The organism is Qipengyuania sp. GPGPB31 (genome assembly GCF_038396345.1).
Lineage (GTDB): Bacteria > Pseudomonadota > Alphaproteobacteria > Sphingomonadales > Sphingomonadaceae > Qipengyuania > Qipengyuania citrea.
Genome location: NZ_CP149572.1, coordinates 1,386,135 through 1,403,248, shown reverse-complemented (window position 1 = coordinate 1,403,248; position 17,114 = coordinate 1,386,135). Strand labels below are relative to the sequence as shown.

Annotated in this window: 15 protein-coding genes; 2 read left to right on the top strand and 13 right to left on the bottom strand. The window is 52.2% G+C overall.

Annotation, left to right across the window (positions count from 1 at the left end):
* Positions 1-14: 14 nt before the first annotated feature.
* The 12 genes from rfbD to WKH79_RS07145 all read right to left on the bottom strand — a co-directional run bounded on the left by rfbD (position 15) and on the right by WKH79_RS07145 (position 11,708).
* Positions 15-884 (bottom strand): dTDP-4-dehydrorhamnose reductase, encoded by an 870-nt coding sequence (gene rfbD, locus WKH79_RS07200; RefSeq protein WP_341860064.1) that lies wholly within the window; start codon positions 882-884, stop codon positions 15-17.
* A complete protein-coding gene (rfbB, locus tag WKH79_RS07195; RefSeq protein ID WP_341860063.1) occupies positions 881-1,942 on the bottom strand; it encodes a dTDP-glucose 4,6-dehydratase in 1,062 nt (353 codons plus the stop codon). Before rfbB ends, rfbD begins: the two co-directional genes overlap by 4 nt.
* Positions 1,943-1,950: 8 nt before the next feature.
* A complete protein-coding gene (gene rfbC / locus WKH79_RS07190) occupies positions 1,951-2,517 on the bottom strand; it encodes a dTDP-4-dehydrorhamnose 3,5-epimerase (protein ID WP_341860062.1) in 567 nt (188 codons plus the stop codon).
* Positions 2,514-3,395: a glucose-1-phosphate thymidylyltransferase RfbA gene (gene rfbA, locus WKH79_RS07185; protein ID WP_341860061.1), complete on the bottom strand. Its 882-nt coding sequence runs from the start codon at positions 3,393-3,395 to the stop codon at positions 2,514-2,516. The genes rfbC and rfbA overlap by 4 nt, the downstream gene beginning before the upstream one ends.
* Before the next feature lie 261 nt (positions 3,396-3,656).
* Complete coding sequence (locus WKH79_RS07180; RefSeq protein WP_341860060.1) at positions 3,657-4,400, bottom strand: glycosyltransferase family 2 protein; 744 nt, start codon at positions 4,398-4,400, stop codon at positions 3,657-3,659.
* Entirely contained in the window at positions 4,400-5,431 is a 1,032-nt protein-coding gene (locus WKH79_RS07175) for a glycosyltransferase (protein ID WP_341860059.1), read from the bottom strand. Before WKH79_RS07175 ends, WKH79_RS07180 begins: the two co-directional genes overlap by 1 nt.
* A gap of 26 nt (positions 5,432-5,457) precedes the next feature.
* A complete protein-coding gene (locus WKH79_RS07170; RefSeq protein WP_341860058.1) occupies positions 5,458-6,258 on the bottom strand; it encodes a glycosyltransferase in 801 nt (266 codons plus the stop codon).
* Positions 6,255-7,256 (bottom strand): EpsG family protein, encoded by a 1,002-nt coding sequence (locus tag WKH79_RS07165; RefSeq protein WP_341860057.1) that lies wholly within the window; start codon positions 7,254-7,256, stop codon positions 6,255-6,257. The genes WKH79_RS07170 and WKH79_RS07165 overlap by 4 nt, the downstream gene beginning before the upstream one ends.
* Before the next feature lie 32 nt (positions 7,257-7,288).
* Entirely contained in the window at positions 7,289-8,368 is a 1,080-nt protein-coding gene (locus tag WKH79_RS07160; protein ID WP_341860056.1) for a glycosyltransferase family 4 protein, read from the bottom strand.
* Positions 8,365-9,654, bottom strand: a complete 1,290-nt coding sequence (locus WKH79_RS07155) for an O-antigen translocase (protein ID WP_341860055.1) — start codon at positions 9,652-9,654, stop codon at positions 8,365-8,367. The genes WKH79_RS07160 and WKH79_RS07155 overlap by 4 nt, the downstream gene beginning before the upstream one ends.
* 12 nt (positions 9,655-9,666) lie before the next feature.
* Entirely contained in the window at positions 9,667-10,770 is a 1,104-nt protein-coding gene (locus WKH79_RS07150) for a DegT/DnrJ/EryC1/StrS family aminotransferase (RefSeq protein WP_341860054.1), read from the bottom strand.
* A 2-nt stretch (positions 10,771-10,772) separates the two neighbouring features.
* Positions 10,773-11,708, bottom strand: a complete 936-nt coding sequence (locus WKH79_RS07145; RefSeq protein WP_341860053.1) for a WxcM-like domain-containing protein — start codon at positions 11,706-11,708, stop codon at positions 10,773-10,775.
* Between the two features lie 1,090 nt (positions 11,709-12,798).
* Here WKH79_RS07145 and WKH79_RS07140 point away from each other — a divergent pair.
* Positions 12,799-13,260 carry a hypothetical protein gene (locus tag WKH79_RS07140; RefSeq protein WP_341860052.1) on the top strand — a complete coding sequence of 154 codons (462 nt, stop codon included), beginning with the start codon at positions 12,799-12,801 and terminating at the stop codon, positions 13,258-13,260.
* A gap of 631 nt (positions 13,261-13,891) precedes the next feature.
* On the top strand, positions 13,892-14,176 hold the full coding sequence (locus tag WKH79_RS07135; protein ID WP_341860051.1) for a hypothetical protein: 285 nt from the start codon (positions 13,892-13,894) through the stop codon (positions 14,174-14,176).
* A gap of 1,429 nt (positions 14,177-15,605) precedes the next feature.
* Here WKH79_RS07135 and WKH79_RS07130 read toward each other — a convergent pair.
* Positions 15,606-16,838: a sugar transferase gene (locus tag WKH79_RS07130; protein WP_341860050.1), complete on the bottom strand. Its 1,233-nt coding sequence runs from the start codon at positions 16,836-16,838 to the stop codon at positions 15,606-15,608.
* Positions 16,839-17,114 lie beyond the last annotated feature (276 nt).

The window sequence follows — 17,114 nt, the reverse complement described above, 5'->3', positions numbered from 1 at the left end:
AAAGCCCAAGAAATTCAACCCACTCGCGCTATAGTATCGCGCAGACTGCTGTCCCACTTCGGCGCTGTATAGTCGAACATCTCATGGAACCGGGTGCAGTCCAATCGCGAGTTTGCCGGTCGTATTGCCTTGGTGGGGTAATCGGCCGTCGCGATGCCGTTGACCGTGCAACTAGGGCCGCCTCGCTTGGCACTCTCGGAAAAAATGGCTCGGGCGAAATCGGCCCAATTGGTCGTTCCGCGCCCTGCGACGTGATAAACCGCGTTTGCGCCATGTTCGGGTGCATCATGCCAACGGTTCACCACCGTCATCAACGCATCGGCGATGTCGAGTGCGCTGGTTGGATTGCCATATTGGTCAGCGACCACGTTGAGTTCTTCGCGGGTTTCTGCAAGCCGCAGCATCGTCTTGACGAAGTTGCTACCGAAGGGGCTGTAGACCCAGGCGGTACGCATGATCGCATAGGGCGCACCCGAAGAAGCAAGAGCTTCCTCTCCGGCCAACTTGCTCTTGCCATAGATTCCGATCGGCCCAGTCGGATCGGTCTCGGCCCAAGCCCGTTCGCCGCTGCCGTCGAAGACATAGTCGGTCGAGAGGTGCAACACCGGCGCACCGACCTTGGCCGCTGCGCGACCGATCACCCCGGGTGCCTCGCCATTGGCGGCCATCGCCAGTTCTGGTTCGTCTTCGGCTTGGTCGACCGCGGTATAGGCCGCTGCGGAAATAATCAGATCGGGCTGGACCTCGGCGATGGTTGCTTCGATGCTCGCCGGGTCGAGCAGGTCGAAACCGGGACGCGCGGCGAAGACGAGCTTATGCGAACCCGCGCGTTCGGCCAGCGACTGCGCGACCTGTCCCGCTCGACCCGTGACGAGGATCTTCACTTCTTGTCGGCGCCCAGGCGTTCGCCGGCATAATTGCCCGAGCGGATGGGACCCCACCACCATTCATTGTCGAGATACCAGTCGATCGTCTTAGCCAGACCGCTGTCGAAGCTTTCCTGCGGAGCCCAGCCGAGTTCTCGTTCGATCTTGCTGGCATCGATGGCATAGCGGCGGTCGTGGCCGGGGCGATCGGTGACAAAGGTGATAAGATGGCGGCGTTTGCCGCCGCTCTCGAGCGGGCGGCGCTCGTCGAGTGCATCGCAGATCGCCTCGACCACCGCGAGATTGGTGCGCTCCTGATTGCCGCCGATGTTGTAGCTTTCGCCCACCGCGCCTTGGGTCAGCACCTTGATCAGCGCGGTGGCGTGGTCCTGGACGTAGAGCCAGTCTCGAACGTTGTCGCCCTTGCCGTATACCGGCAGCGGCTTGCCCTCGAGCGCGTTGAGAATGACCAGCGGTATGAGCTTTTCGGGGAAATGGTAGGGCCCGTAATTGTTCGAGCAGTTCGACAGCACCACCGGCAGGCCATAGGTCTCGTGCCAGGCGCGGACGAAATGGTCGCTCGCCGCCTTCGAAGCCGAATAGGGCGAGGAGGGCGCGTAGGGGGTTTCCTCGGTGAACATCGAACCGTCGAAGGGCAGGTCGCCGAAGACCTCGTCGGTCGAGATATGGTGGAAGCGGAAGGCTTGCTTCTGTTCGCCCTCCAGCCCGCGCCAATATTCGAGCGCGGCATCGAGCAGGCGGAAGGTGCCGACCACATTGGTCTCGACGAAGGCGCCCGGCCCGTCGATCGAGCGGTCGACATGGCTTTCGGCGGCGAGATGCATGATCCCCTCGACCCGTTCTTCGCGCAGCAGCGCCAGCACCATTTCCCCATCGAGGACATCGCCTTCGACTAGCCGGTGGTTTGTCGCTTTGGCGATGGTCTTGAGGCTCTCGGGATTGCCGGCATAGGTCAGCTTGTCGAGATTGACGACGCGCTTGCCGTCGCGGACCAACTGCCGCACTACCGCCGAGCCGATAAAACCGGCTCCGCCGGTAACGAGAATGGTGTCCATAAATCTAGTCAGCCTTGATAGGTAAACGGAGAGTCGAATTCTTCCAGCAGTGGAGCGGTTTTGTCTTTTTCGGACAGGGTTGGCTCGACCCCGAGATCGGGCCATTCGATACCCAATGCCGGATCATTCCAGCGAATTGCGCCTTCGAGCTCCTTGGAATAGGGGGCGCTGACTTTGTAGAGTACTTCGGTGCAGGGCTCGAGGGTCATGAAGCAATGCGCGAACCCGACGGGGACGAACAACTGGTTCCACTTCTCGGCCGAGAGCTCTACGGCCACCCACTCCCCATAGGTGGGCGAGCCCTTACGGATATCGACCGCCACGTCGTAGATCGCTCCTCGCAACACGCGCACCAGCTTGCTTTGTGCCATCGGAGGGGATTGGAAATGCAGTCCGCGGACCGTGCCGGCCGCAGCGGAGTGGGACTGGTTGTCCTGTATCCAATCGGCGATCAGCCCGACATCTTGAAAATCAGCCCTTTTGTATACTTCCGAAAAAAAGCCGCGATGATCGCCATGCTTGATGGGCCGCACCTCGACGAGGTCCGGTAGTCTGTGCCGGATGAATTCAGTCACTTGCGGAGATCCACAAGCTTTTTCAGATAAGCGCCGTAGCCGGCCTTGCCCAAGATTGCGGCGCGTTCGAGCACGGCTTCTTCACCGAGCCAGCCATTGCCAAGCGCGATCTCTTCGGGACATGCTATTTTGATCCCGGTGCGGTGCTCGATCGTGCGGACAAAGCTCGACGCTTCGTGCAGGCTCTCGTGCGTACCGGTGTCGAGCCACGCATAGCCGCGTCCGAGCCTAGTAATATGCAGGTCGCCACGCTCCAAATAGGCACGGTTGACATCAGTGATCTCGAGCTCGCCTCGCCAGCTAGGCTTAACGCCTTTGGCGATCTCGACGACATCCCTGTCGTAGAAATAAAGCCCGGTGACTGCCCAGTTCGATTTCGGGTTCTCGGGCTTCTCTTCGATACTGGTTGCCCGTCCGGTCTCCGGATCGAAGGCCGCCACACCGTAGCGCTCGGGATCGTCAACATGATAGACGAACAGATTAGCGCCGCCCCTGGCGGCTTCGGCAGCCGCAGCCTTGCATTTCTCCCCGATCTTATCTCCATGGTAAATGTTATCACCTAGAATAAGAGCACTCGGTTTACCGTCGACAAAATCAGCACCAATGACGAAAGCCTCTGCGAGCCCGTTAGGTTTGTGTTGCTCAGCAAAGCTAAGATCCATTCCGAAGCCTGAGCCATCACCCAATAGCTGGCGAAAAAGCGGAAGATCGCGGGGGGTCGAAATGATTAAAACCTCGCGAATGCCCGCGAGCATTAGTACAGACAGCGGGTAATAAATCATCGGTTTATCAAAAACCGGCAGCAACTGTTTAGAGATCGACAAAGTAGCCGGGTAAAGTCGTGTGCCGCTACCACCGGCAAGAATGATGCCTTTCACGTATGGTAATCCTTCAATAGTTCAAAGTTCGGCAAACCGCTTAGCTTTTGGGTCAGGCGGTGTCACCCGCTTTCGTCGGTGGCACACGTATCTCGGCGTTGCCTGCCGAATCTAGGCACTATGTAGAGCATGATAGCGCACGGTGTCAGTGCTTAAAAATGCAGGATATCGAGCAAGCGAAAGGTGCTTGCACGCAGTAACTCCACACGACTGTTGCTCAGATAAATCGACAGCGGCACGTTTGCTATTTGCATCACGCTTTCAAAATCCAACTAAATAGCGAATTATGCTGCGTAGGTGCCATCCCAAGTGGCGCGGATTCCGATGGCTGGCTCGTTGCGCGGCGTGCACCACCTTTATGTTCGGCACTAAATTTACCGACCAGCCCTGTCGCCGGAGCCTGCGACAAATATCCGCATCCTCCATATACATAAAATATCGCTCATCGAATCCACCGACGTCTTGAAAAGCCTCCCGACGAAAGAGTACGAACATCCCGGCGAGCCAGTCAACTCGTATGGGTTCATGACCAGCAACGTAATCAGGATCCCGACTGCCTAGTATTCGCCGCTTAAAAAGACGGAAGAAGGTCGGATCCCGCCTTGCACTGTCCTCAAGTGCGTTATCGTCCCCAACCACAGCCGGCCCAACCGCACCAACACTCCCCTCAAAGTAAAGTGGAAGTCGAAGAAACGCGCTATCCGCGAGACGGACATCCGGATTGACGATACAAAAAAAATCAGTTCGACTTTGAAGAAAAGCCTGATTGTGATTCGCTCCAAACCCCAGCGGTCTTTTATTTTCTATAATCCGAAGTGGTAGGTCGTGAAATGGCGCGAGGAACGTTCGAGGTTCGTAAATATTAAGCGTTAAGATAATCTCAACTTGGGACAGATTAAACGCTTCGAGGCTTCTTAGAAGGCTAACAATAAGTTCGCCTTGGCCATGACTAACCACAGATATAGTTATGCTCGGCTTCGCAACCCCGGCGGCGGGTTTCGACATTACAGGATCCCGCATCGCGCGAGAACGTCATGACGATTAGTGGTGGCATCTAAGCCCTCACGGAAAATCCGTATAGAGGTTGCTCGTTGACGGCTTAGTTCCTGATCATTGGATAAAAGCATAACCACTCTATTCAAGATAGTATGGACGTCTAAAGATAGTGGCATAATATTGGTCTCTAGTTCTGCCCGCATATAAGCACGAACGCCGCCCGCATCTCGACATAATGGAACGCATCCAGCGCCCATCGACTCAAGTGGCGGAAGGCCAAATCCTTCATGGTCGGAGAGAAGTAAGAATATTTTGCTCCGTTCATAGATGTCGCGCATCACCGGGAGTTCTGGGCGTATAAAAACCCGCGTGACAGAATTTGTTGTAAAATTTTGTGCCAGATGATCATCGGGAGTGATGACGATTATGTTCATCTCCGGGAATTGGATGTCCCGCGCCGCGATGAAAGCCTTAACCAGATCAGCTCGTTTGTGGCTACCAGTTCGCATCATCAGGACAACATCGACATCACGAATTCGATCGAGTTTGCCTAAAAAGGCCTTGTCCGCCCAAATTGCCGCGGTTGTGATGACGGGTACTCCAAAATCATGCAATTTTGTGCCGAGATAGTCGTTTGCTACTAACACGCGCCCTTGCCTCAACCGACCCAATATCGCCCAACGCAGGAGGGGGCGAAACAAGGTTGGAACGAAGTTCCACTCCAAGTCCTGAACAAAAAACCAACGGTTACTGCGGGAAATCATGGGAGTTAAGCTATAAGTAAGGTAGTGACCTAGAACCCAGTTCGCCCGACCAATCTCTGCGACGAGCTTCCTAAATGAAACAAGAGCACTAAGCAGACCAAAGAAGACTTGTACGCGACTTATCTTCGCATCATTGAGGTAAAAAACCGGGATCCTACCAGAAGCAACTTCATTCTCGGTTTTCCACATTGCCACAATGCGGACATCATCCGCGCCTGCGCTAACTAGATCTTGTGCTAGTCTGACCAGTTCCTTGTTTCCCCCGGTCGTCTTCAAGGACGGAGTCAGGATACAGATAGTGCTCATTTGCCAGGAACCGCCAATCGTAACCTGAGAACCTTTATTCTATTGAGAAGCTTTAATGCAAACCATCGGAGCCCCCTAGCGTGTTTGTCAATAAATACATCGTCAGCTAGATATTTCCGCTTGAGCGCGTCCCTTTCAGACCATCGGCCTTCGGTCGATGCGCCGCCAAGATGGGTCAGCACGAACGTCGGCTCATATAGGAGTTCAATTTTTTGGCGCCTCGCGCGGTAACTCCAATCCATGTCCTCCCCGTAAAGCGAATAATCGCAATCCAACAGGCCGACACGAGCAAAAACGGCGCGGGTTGTCAGCATAAAAGCCATGATTCCTGCGCTAATCTGGGTTCTCTCGGTGAGACTTGAATAATCCGGCGTTCGTCGAAACGCACGACGAAGGCTCACCGGTTCTCCCACGCAATCTTGGTGGCTGCCATCTGGATTTAGCAACTTAACGAATGTGACCTTTTCTTGCACCTCTCTTGCTATATAGTCTATAGTACGATCCCAAAATTCCTCCGTAAAACCAAAGACATCAGGGTTCAACAAAAGTAGGTTATTCGACTTTGCTCGAAGTATTAACTCGTTATTGGCGTACGAGAAACCGAGGTTCCGTGGGTCATGCCAGTAATCATCCGTGTCTACGATCAACCGGAGCGAATCCGTGGGCGAATTATCGTAAAACAAAATCTCGTAACCATGGAAACAAGCGAGAGACTGGCGAAGCTCATGTAAAAATCGGTCAACGACAGATTCGGAACGATAAAGAACAATACAAATCGATAGGTCGAGAAGTTTCATGTAAGCATCCGGTTGCCAATAAGAGGGTCGTCGGCAAAAAACACAAGACGAAGGCCAACAAGCACGTATAAGGCAGCACTAAGTTTAAAAATTATACCGATGTGCCACATTCGTGCGATCAATATTAAGTAGAAGGGCATTAGGAGTTCCATCGTGCGGAACGCAAATACAGGTGTCGCGCTCAGAACATAAAATGATGAGAAACTCACGATGGTAAAATAAAGTTCCTGCCGTTCGTTTTTGGGGATCATCTTGATGTGATAAATTGCAGCGCACGTCGAAAGAGCCATGATGATCGGCATCAAACTAGTTATATTTATCGCGGTGAACTGCCCCTGAATCAGAAGGTCTTGATATTGCTGCGCGCGGCTCAACAAGTCGTTTATCAGTCCCTGTGTCGCGGCGATTGCGAGGAATGTGCCTCCGATCACGGCGGCTGCAATCGGACGCCTCAAGCCAAGCGAAAAAAGAAAATACAGCCCCACAACTAATAAAAACGTATTATGAATAAGTACGGCACACATAAAGAGTGGGTACTTAAACTTATCAGTCCCGTATAAAGCAAACAAGCCCAATGCCATTGAGAAAGCAATACGAATTTGAATGTACTCGTGAACCCAAAACAAATATGAAAAGTATAGGCTGAAAAGTACAATTCTATTTGCTTTCGGCACTTGCGATAGTGCTGAAAACTTGAACGCGCACGTCAGGAGCGCGAGTATTAACGTAAAGCCATCGAATGTTAGACCGAAACTTGAGATAAATTTAGACAGTCCGTGATAAAGCGGGTCCGTGTCAAGTAAGATCCAAGCCCATGGGGTTGCAGCCGCGCTATAGTAGAGGTAGAAATAATTTAAATGGTCTGCGGCTAAGCCTAGGGCTTTCGAGCCGGCCATCGTTCCAGCCAAAGCGATGGCTACTAAAAGAGCGAGCCTTTGCGCGATGTTGCCTTCTGCAACGTTGAGAAATGCGATTGGCTTTGTCAAATAGCCCGCCATCTTTATGATCCAATTTTGGTGAATTCAAGAAACTAGCGTGGGGAAGGTAAGGCAAGCGCCTCAATAAATATATTCTCCAACCGTTTGGCGATTAGGGGCCAGGCGAACTCATTTGCTGCGCTTCTAGCGAGTGCTATCTTTTCCTCCAGCTTGTCGTCGCTAATCACCGAGGTGATCTTGGAAACTAAGTTGTCGACATCTTTTGCCGCGTATATCCACGAATTCTTTTCGGTGCCGGGCAAATAGCCGGTGCTCACGGTCGGGATGCCGCACGCCATTGCTTCGAGAACTGGATAGTGAGGGCTATCATTTTGCCCATAGGTTCCTGCTACAAGGATATCCAGTGAACGGTAAAAATCGGCCAATTTAACGTCGTTGTCTATCGGGACAATCTCAGCTGCAGGATGGGACCAATCGGTTGGAAGGTTGCCAAAAGCTACGCGCAGGCGATATCGCGAGTCGGTTTGATAAAGGCGTTCAAATGCCTCGAGCACATAACGCGTTCCCTTCCATGGCTCTGTTCGACCTATTGTGCCCAAGATTATGGGGTGGTCGTGTGAGAAATCAAAGCGCCGTTTCGTCGGGTAGAAAATATTAAGATCAATTCCGCACGGTACAACGGGGCGGTCTTCTAGCCCAGGGTAAACGCTTGCGTTGACAATCTGAGTCAGTGGGAGATGGTAAGATAGCCTTGCCAACAAGTAACGCGTCGGAGCCAAGGGATCGAGGCAGAAAGTTGGTTCGTAGGCTTGGATATAGTAGAATCGAGAGCGCCGGGGAACCCGGGCCAGCCAGGTCGCCCAAGCCGTCAGATTGTGGTTCGCAAGGATGATATCATAGTTGGGGCCAATTTTTGATAGACCTGCGCAAAGTGCTAAATTATTATAAATGCCGCTTCTGACAGTATGTCTTGGACCAGTCGCGTTAAGAACCGTGCCACGCAGATCGGTACGCAAAAGACGCGCTGTCGTAGGGAAGTAGGGCTGGCCTGCTGTACGAGGGACGAGCATGTCGACATGGTTACCAGCCGCCGTCCAAGCCGTCGCTAGCTCGGAAAGAACACGCGCACCTCCGGAAGTCCCAAAATGAGGTTGGGGAATAAGTATTTTCATGAACGTCGCTGCACCTGTTCCTGAACAAACATGGCAGCGCGCTGTTTAGGCGTCGCTATGGTTAGGGCCGCAACCAGACAAAAGTATACCATGTATGTAATAAAATGCGCAATAGCAACGCCCTCAAAGCCGTAAACTCGTGTCGCATAAATCGTTGCCAACCAGAAGACGATCCCGGCAATAATCTCTGTCACGACAAAGCTACCTATCATCCCTCTCCCTACCATCAAGAACGCCAATAGCCACGAAGCTATCTTCACAACGTCCCCAATTAGTTGCCAGGGAAAGAGGGTGCGCATAGGGAAAAAGTCAGAAGAGAAAAGTACACTCACGATTATATCACGGCATAGAAATATGGCAAACGACGCACCGATTACAAACGGGATTACGATTGAATATACGTGTATGAGTTCAATGCGCATCTCCGGCCAGTTCTTAATTTCAGCGATTCGAGGCAGATAGTAAAGAGAAAGTGAACTCGTGACTAATAAAAGATAAAGTGAACTAATACGCCACATGGCGTCCCAGTAACCTGCATATTGCAAACCAAACTGGTCAGTCAAAGCAGAGCGAACGAAGATCTGACTTAAGGGGGAGACAATCGCGGTGGTAAGCGCCATGATAACGAAGCCGGAGAGCTTCCGAAGTTCCAGCGTATCAATGCGACCAAATATAAACTTCGACTGAAACCAGGTTGTCTTCGTAGCCTGTTGAAGGGTCACAAATAAGACTACCCCTTGGCTCAAAGTCAGAGCGGTTAATGCGCCGTACAAGCCAAAGCGCCAAGCTAAGAGGCCAGTGAGTACAAGCGAAATTATCGATCCAACGATATTGCTAATTATGTAACGGCGGATTTCCTTTCGGCCGTTCATAATGGCTAAAAGCAGGGCATTGAACGCAATGAGCGGCAGACAGATGGCGACCCAGGCGAAGATACTAGAATACCCCGAATCGTAAAGGAAAATAACCGCAAGTCGCTGTCGAAGCAGAAAGATTATAACCCCGCCGATTAAAGTGGTAGCGCAAACTATCGTTGCAGCAGTTTGCCAAAGCCGCCGTTGCCGGTGCTGATTCTCTCCATATTCCGCCGTAAGTTTAACAATGCCATTTCCGGTGGAGCCTGTTGCGAAAGCGGCTACCATAGCAAGTACATTCTGGAACTGTCCGACGATCGCATAACCTGACGGTCCGACGTAAACCGCTAAAATCTTATTTATGAAAAGAGCTACGACGATGCGTACCCCAACGGCAATGCCGTTCAGAGCGCTCGTTTTTAGCAATGACACTAGGATGCTCTTCTAAGCGCAGCGCAGCGTCGCTGCGATGACGCGCTCAACATCGAAGTCCGACATGCTAGGATCCATGGGCAAACTCAACACCTCACGATGCAATTTCTCAGAGATCGGAAAGGAGCCCGGCTTCAGTCCAGCATCCTTATAGGCCGGTTGGAGATGCGGGGGTACGGGGTAATGTATCATCGTTGCGATTCCTTCCGCCCTCAACTGATTAGCTAAGCGATCACGATCGTGGTGACGGATGACGAAAAGGTGCCAAACTGGGTCAGCCCAATCCGGAACGGTTGGTCCAACTATATTACTATCTTCGAATGCCTTTAGGTATGCTGATGCAATCTCTCTTCGACGATCATTCTGGCCATCAAGGTGCTGAAGCTTTACACACAATATTGCTGCTTGAAGCTCGTCGAGCCTGCTATTGAACCCAATCACGTCGTTGTGGTACTTAATGCTCGAGCCGTAGTTCCGTAGAATCGCAATGTTATTGGCGAGATCGGCATCGTGCGTAGTCACACCGCCAGCGTCGCCAAGAGCGCCGAGATTTTTACCAGGATAGAAGCTCCACGCTACTAACGATCCATTTGCGCCTATCGGAGAGCCACGATAACGTGCTCCGTGCGCTTGCGCGCCATCCTCCAATACATGCAACCCATGTTGGGTAGCAATGTGCTTTATTGGGTCCAAGTCAGCTGGCTGGCCATAGAGGTGTACCGGTAAGATCACTCGCGTTCTCTCGGTTATGGCTTCCTCTATCCGTGTAGGATCGATATTATATGTTTCAGGACTAGGCTCAACGGGCACGGGCGTCCCGCCCACGTGGCTCACTGCTAGCCAAGTGGCAATATAGGTGTTCGCTGGAACAATAACCTCATCTCCCGCGCCAACGCCCAAACCTCGCAGCGAAAGCGATAGTGCATCCAGGCCATTACCCACTCCAACACAATGTGGCGCTAAGCAATAAGATGCGAATTCGCTTTCGAACGCAGCCACCTCTTTGCCGAGTACAAACCAGCCAGCGTCAATTACGCGTTCAGCCGCGTTCAGCAATTCCTCGCGCTGGGATGCAGCACCCAACTTAAGGTTTAAAAATGGAACAGCTGCGACCATGTCTATATGTCCAAAGCTTCGAGGAATTCAGCATAATCTCTAATATAATCATCGGGGTCGTAAACATCCGAGGCGTATACAAGGAGTACTGCGTCTGAGGAATACCGGTACTGCGTTCCCCAAACCATCGGCGGCATGTAAAGCCCTTTACTGTTTGAATCGAGCAGAAATTCTTGGCGCGAGGTGCCGTCATCTGCGACCGCGACGCACTTTCCTTTTACACAGATAAGGAATTGATGACATTTTTTGTGGGCGTGTTCGCCACGGGTTTCCCGACTCGGAACATCGTAGACAATAAAATATCTCTTAGGATGAAAAGGCACATCTGCTCCAAACTCCCCGACGCTCAGTTTCCCCCGGAGGTCTGCTGCAACCTTCATCTGCCTAAGAGTCACTCCCGGAACAATACTTTCAAAACCATCGACGCTTATGAGCTTTTCGTTCAAAGGGGCGGCGTTGTACTTAGCATTGGTGTTTGTATAACCTATTATTGTTGCCGGGTTGCCAGCTACAATCGCGTAGTCCGAGACTGGCCGCGTAACAACGGCTCCAGCTCCAACCATCGCATGCCGCCCTATCGTCACCCCAGGAAGAATAGTTGCGTTAGCGCCAATAGAGGCGCCTTCACGGACAATTATGCGCTCAAACGTTTCTAGAAACTGTTTAGACTTAGGCATTCGATCATTTGTGAACGAGGCGTTTGGGCCAACGAACACGCCACTCTCGAGCGTGACACCATCCCATAGTTGGACGCCGCATTTAATAGTCACGTCATCACCAATAACCACATCGTTTTCGATAAAACAATGCGAACAAACATTACAATTATTACCGATAACTGCTTCGCCTAGAACGACACAGAATTGCCAAATCTTTGTCTCAAATCCAATGCTGGAGCTTAGCACATCAGAGGTAGGGTGAATGAAGGGGCGATCCAAAAAATTTTCTCCAACAAACTCTCAATATGCGCTCATTGAGCGCTTTTTAGAAATGGCCCCACCCGCCTCTCTTCCGGGAGGCAGTAGCTAGCCGGAAGTTCGCAGGTATGCAACACATGGACACGTTAGTGAACTTAGTCACGCAGTGCCATCCGCGCAGCCTAAAGATCGCGTTGATGGGCTGGGTATTTATCGCTCATCTCGAGATCGAACACCGAACGTTGTGAATGACATTTTGACGCTGATTAGCTTAGGAAAGCCTATTTCCTGTCTGGCCGCTGGCCCATCAGCCCTAAGCTTCAACAAGGCCGCGCCAAAATTTGGGAGCAGAAATGAGGCAATGTGCCCCGTCGTAGAGCCAGCGAGACCTACTTGGTTCCGTAGCGAGCCAAAGCGAGCAGAGACAAACCTGTAATAATTTTTGCAGGTGCGAAAGGCATGGGCCTTATGGAGCAGAGATGCGGGTCGGTGGTCGTCGCAATTCCCGCGCAAAAGCGTGAGGGGAAAAGGCGACAATCGCTGAAATTTAACGCCTAGTTGGGGGGGGGGGGCTACGATTGAAATGGGGCTCGATCTCAACTCGCGCGCTGACGTCGCGGCTTCACCTCCCCCTAGCTATCGAAAAATCAGCAATGTCTTGCCATTACCTCAAGCGACCATTCCAAGAGTAACCCATGTTGGAAGCCCATTCGGTTAAGGGCAAAGGGGCGCTTGTTTATCATTGCAGAGCAAGGCACTCCTACTCGCTTCTCATTGGGCCGACTTGCCCGTGTTTATCGAGGACCACGGCCAGCTCTTCGTAGCTCGCCCGGGCCGCGCCGCGTCTCATATCTATGGTTGCTCAACCCAATTCCTCTTGCGATGGTGACGCTGACAACGGCCGACTGCATTTCGTATAATCCATTCCAGCCCTTTCTTCCGGCTGCAGCCCCGCAACCGCGCGGAACACTGGATCGCCCTCGGCAGCTCATGGCACTCTTGCTGTGAATTGATCCCTGCTCGTCAGCACAGTTGTTCGCCACCTTGCATTCAACTCTGAAGCCCATATACGTGACTCAATGAAGAGGGGTGCTCTATAAATAAGAACGAGATGGTCGCAGCGATACTCGCGAAGCTTGAAGCCGACGCCGAGGATATTTCTCGCGATTGGAATGCTGTCGTTCCTGGAACAGAGACGCGCTTCTGTGCCATCGACAATCTTTTGCCTACCCCGACAGCGGACGAAATATGTGCCGCATTCCCCCAAAACGCTGAGGGTTTTTATAGCCGCGCCAGCTTCTGCGAGCACAAGCGAACTTCGAGCGACTTTGACTCTCTTCCTCGCGTTCTCGGCGACATTACGTTCGCGATGCAGGCCCCGGCGCTAGTGCAAAAGATCGGTGAGCTAACCGGGATGGAACAACTTAAGCCCGAAACGAGCCTCTATGCTGGGGGGCTATCGATGATGTTTAAGGACGAGTTCCTCACCCACATATCGATAACAATCACGAGGAACCCGGACGAAATATCGTCGGCTGAACCTGCTCTATTATGTCACTCCGGATTGGGCTGAGAAAGCCGGTGGTAATTTGGATCTCTGGGACGACAGCGTCAGCGAGCCGGTTACGATACCTTCCACCTTCAACCGTCTGGTCCTGATTGAAACGAACCCACGGTCCTGGCATTCGGTTAGCCCAGCGGGGAGGGCCCGCGCTGCTGCGTATCGAACTACTACTTCTCTGAACTATCACCCACGGGTGATGACTTTTACCATGTCACGTCATTTGCAGGGCGGCCAGAGCAAAAGGCCCGCCGCGCCCTCGGTGTGCCGGACAATGCCGCCCGCAACGCCGCGCGCCATCTTGGGGCAAAGCGGAAAACCGACAAGATCGTTTACGAAGGAGATATGGCGAACACGGATTGACGGGCCGGGGTGCCATCGATCCAGAACGGTCAGCGCCTTCCGAAAGAGACGATACCGTCGTACTTATCGACGACTCTCGACCATGTCGTCTTAGCCGTGGACATTCATCATCCCGGGCGGCGCGGGGTCAATCACCCACGGATCTCAGGCTTAGCGACTATGAAGGACTCTGATGCTGGGGAGCGCATTTACCTCGTTACATCGTTGTCGAGTCCATCCGGCCTGAAGAAACCGTGTTGCCGGATGAAGTCTTCGCGTAGCGGCGGGGGAACCCGCCAAGGTGGCGCGCCTGTTTGGTCCGATCGCGGGCCGCCCGGGCAATTTTGGCAGCGAGGTCTACCCATGCTATGCTGGCTTGGTCGGGGCCGACAGTGAGGCGCGCAGCATGGTCTGGCTCCTCTCGCACCCTGAAACCACGAAAACCGGCGAGCCGCTCAGTTCTAAGCTCACGCGCGCCGAAAAACTCGAAAGCCTCATGTGGCGCTATAACGTCGCCGAGAGGCGATGCCTCATTACGGAGACACAATTCGCCGAGACCGAGGACGAGAAACGCAGAGGCTTGTGAACATGTCCCGAACGCTTATTACGCATGCCGGTGGTACTGCAGGGCAAAAATTGGGCGCGGTGGCCGGACGACTGCCAAAAGATGCTCGATTTCTCTGCCAGCCCTATCCTGCGCCGATGATGGCGAACGGCACAAGCGAAACGTCGAAGCGCCGCCGAGTCTGTTCGTTGAGAGCGGGCCCTTTCAACAGATCGCGGGTCCGTCGGTGCCTCGACGAGAGGGACAACCATGATGAAGCTCGCCGTCCTTCAGAGCTCGGATACGCTGGTAATAAATATTATCAACCAACGCCGAGAGGAGCAGGTGCCGTGTTGCAAGCACAACGCCGAACGTTGTTGCAGGTGGATCGCTACGCGCCGAGGCCGCTCTCCCATTTTCGGTGGCGTACTCTGCAAGTCGATGACCCCGAGGATAAAGCCTGATGCTGCGTCAGCACTAGGAGAAATCCCAAGCTAGCCGGACTCTGGTGCCCTAACCTATGGACGAGGCGGGGTTACGTTACACCGAGGCGGCAAGTTCGCGCCTAATCGTCGCTTGGAAAAACGCAAAGATTAGCAAAAATCATAATCCAGGCATTTCGGGTAATCGATCGAAGAACTGACAATGAAATTTGGTCTTCCCTTTGTATTCTCGAACGCTCGCCAGACATAGTTGCCGATGACCCCTAACCCGAGGCAATTAAAGGCGCCAAAGAAGGTGACGGTCAAAATAGTTGCCGTATAACCCGGAAGAGTGATGCCGCCGGTAGGGTGAGAGTAAAGTACAAAGGCTTCAAGTATGAGGCTAAATAAGACTCAAAAAAATCCGACGCGCATTAATGGTCGCACCGTCAGATCGGTAAGTCTATAAATACTATCCGTCTTATACCTGAGTTTTCTAGTGAACGTCCAAGCAGACTGTCCTATTTCTCGCACTCGACACACGTAGGGCACACGAACTCTACGAAAACCGGACCAAAGCAAGAGCCCGACGAGCAATCTAACCCCACTATTTTCGCAGCCGCAGTCAAAAGTAAAATTTACTTTCGGGAGATGGGTTTAGTGGCCCTCAGAATTATCATTCAGCCGTATTTCACTGGCGATCTACTAAGGTGGTCAACGGATTATAGACTCTTTGGTAGGTTTCGCCTCAGATATAACGTCGCGAGATAGAATTATATGACAATAAAATCACAGGCCGACTTTCGCGCAAAATACGCGTCAACCTTTGAGCACATCTTGAGGGATTCCTGCCGGAGGACTCTAGTGACGCGAAGATCTGGTTATATGTCAAAATAAGCCTAAGGTTGATAACCCAGCGGGGAAACTTTCAAATCAGTAAACTGAGGGGCAACGTAGGATATTACTGAAGAAACGGCTGATTGACGGGAGGCAACCTGATAATTCTAAGCTCGGTCGGAAGAATTTCTTCAACGTCGCCATGCGGGCCATTATTTTGCGCCAATGCCCATAAACACTACCTTAAAAGTGCGAAGAAAGATCAATACGTCCAGCCAGCCAGAAAAGTATTTGATATAATAAAAGTCGTACTGTAGCTTTTCTCCAATCTCAACAAGATCGGTTACGTGGCCCTGGTTGACTTGCGCCCATCCCGTTACACCAGGCCGAACTATGTGGCGATAGGAATAGAAAGGGATCTCCCGTTCGTACCATCTCGATAGATTCAGTGCCTCAGGCCTGGGACCGATCCAGCTCATTTGGCCAGCAATAATATTAAATATTTGTGGAAGCTCATCTATCCGAGTTCGCCGGAGAAACGATCCAACACGAGTTATACGGGGATCGTTCTCGCTAGTCATAGAGCTAAGTCGTAGATCTTCGCTTGTTATCGTTATGTCTGTACTCGACATCATCGTACGAAATTTTACCACGCGGAATATCTTGCCTTTATAGCCAAAGCGCTCTTGAAAAAACAGGACAGGGCCTGGAGAGTCTATCTTGATCAATACCGAAACGACAAGAAAAGGTATAATTAAAAAGGGAACGGCTAGGATGGCAATGCAAGTATCGACTACCCGCTTCATCCGAATGTAAGACATATTCGGAATTAGCGCTCCGAAGCTATTTTCGGAAAGGTGTTCAATCCGAACCTTGCCTGTCGCGGCTTCATAAAGTTGTTTATAATGAAATACGGGGATTCCTCGAATCGCAGCTTCCGCAAGCATGCGCTCCCAATAATGCTCCATATCTCGATGCAAATCGGCGACTATGATTGAACGTTCAGTCGCAGGAAGTGCTGGCTCAGATAAGGGGGTGGATGCGATCCCAAATTCCTTCAACCGAGTGACTTTGCCTCCGGGTACGGTATAATAGCGGCTCTTGTCCGCGCGAACCGCATGCACCACTAACAACACATAAACTGCAGAAGAGCAGAGTAAATTTATTAATAGAAGGGACACTGAATATTCTAATCTAGCCGCTAGAATTATCAGCGCTACGATGCCATAGGCGAAGCAGAAACCAGGTACAACAGAGCCTAACTGTCGTACGCCCGGGTACTGATTAACTTTACTTGTGAATACAATGCCACCGGCAATGGATATCGCTGAAGCTAATAAGGTGATAAGGGCAGGTCTATTTCCAAACAGTTGGTGCAAATCCCCGAGAAAATAGAGGGCCGAGGGGGCGAGGGCTCCAAAAGTCACGCAGAGGATTGTCTGCACAATGAGTGAGCGCGACCAATTCCGATTGTGAGCATAAAAGGAGATTTGAGGGGGCATGAACGATGATAAACTCTGGCCTGTTCGTCGGGTGGCGATGCGCCGTATCAGCCCTGCAGCGGCCGAACAATAGTGATTACGGCATTCTCGAGAGGCGTTGTAAAGCGTTTTGAATTTGAGGCTGGGACGGTTGGTTTAGCATCGGGCGCGATATTGTAGCACGCGCAGCTACCACAACGTCTAAATCTCGGTAGGTCCGGGGGCTTTCTAGGGAAGCTT

Coding starts and splice junctions, on each gene's coding strand:
- rfbB (WP_341860063.1), bottom strand. CDS start 1,942: ATGGACACCATTCTCGTTACCGGCGGAGCCGGTTTTATCGGCTCGGCG.
- WKH79_RS07180 (WP_341860060.1), bottom strand. CDS start 4,400: ATGTCGAAACCCGCCGCCGGGGTTGCGAAGCCGAGCATAACTATATCT.
- WKH79_RS07170 (WP_341860058.1), bottom strand. CDS start 6,258: ATGAAACTTCTCGACCTATCGATTTGTATTGTTCTTTATCGTTCCGAA.
- WKH79_RS07165 (WP_341860057.1), bottom strand. CDS start 7,256: ATGGCGGGCTATTTGACAAAGCCAATCGCATTTCTCAACGTTGCAGAA.
- WKH79_RS07160 (WP_341860056.1), bottom strand. CDS start 8,368: ATGAAAATACTTATTCCCCAACCTCATTTTGGGACTTCCGGAGGTGCG.
- WKH79_RS07150 (WP_341860054.1), bottom strand. CDS start 10,770: ATGGTCGCAGCTGTTCCATTTTTAAACCTTAAGTTGGGTGCTGCATCC.
- WKH79_RS07140 (WP_341860052.1), top strand. CDS start 12,799: ATGGTCGCAGCGATACTCGCGAAGCTTGAAGCCGACGCCGAGGATATT.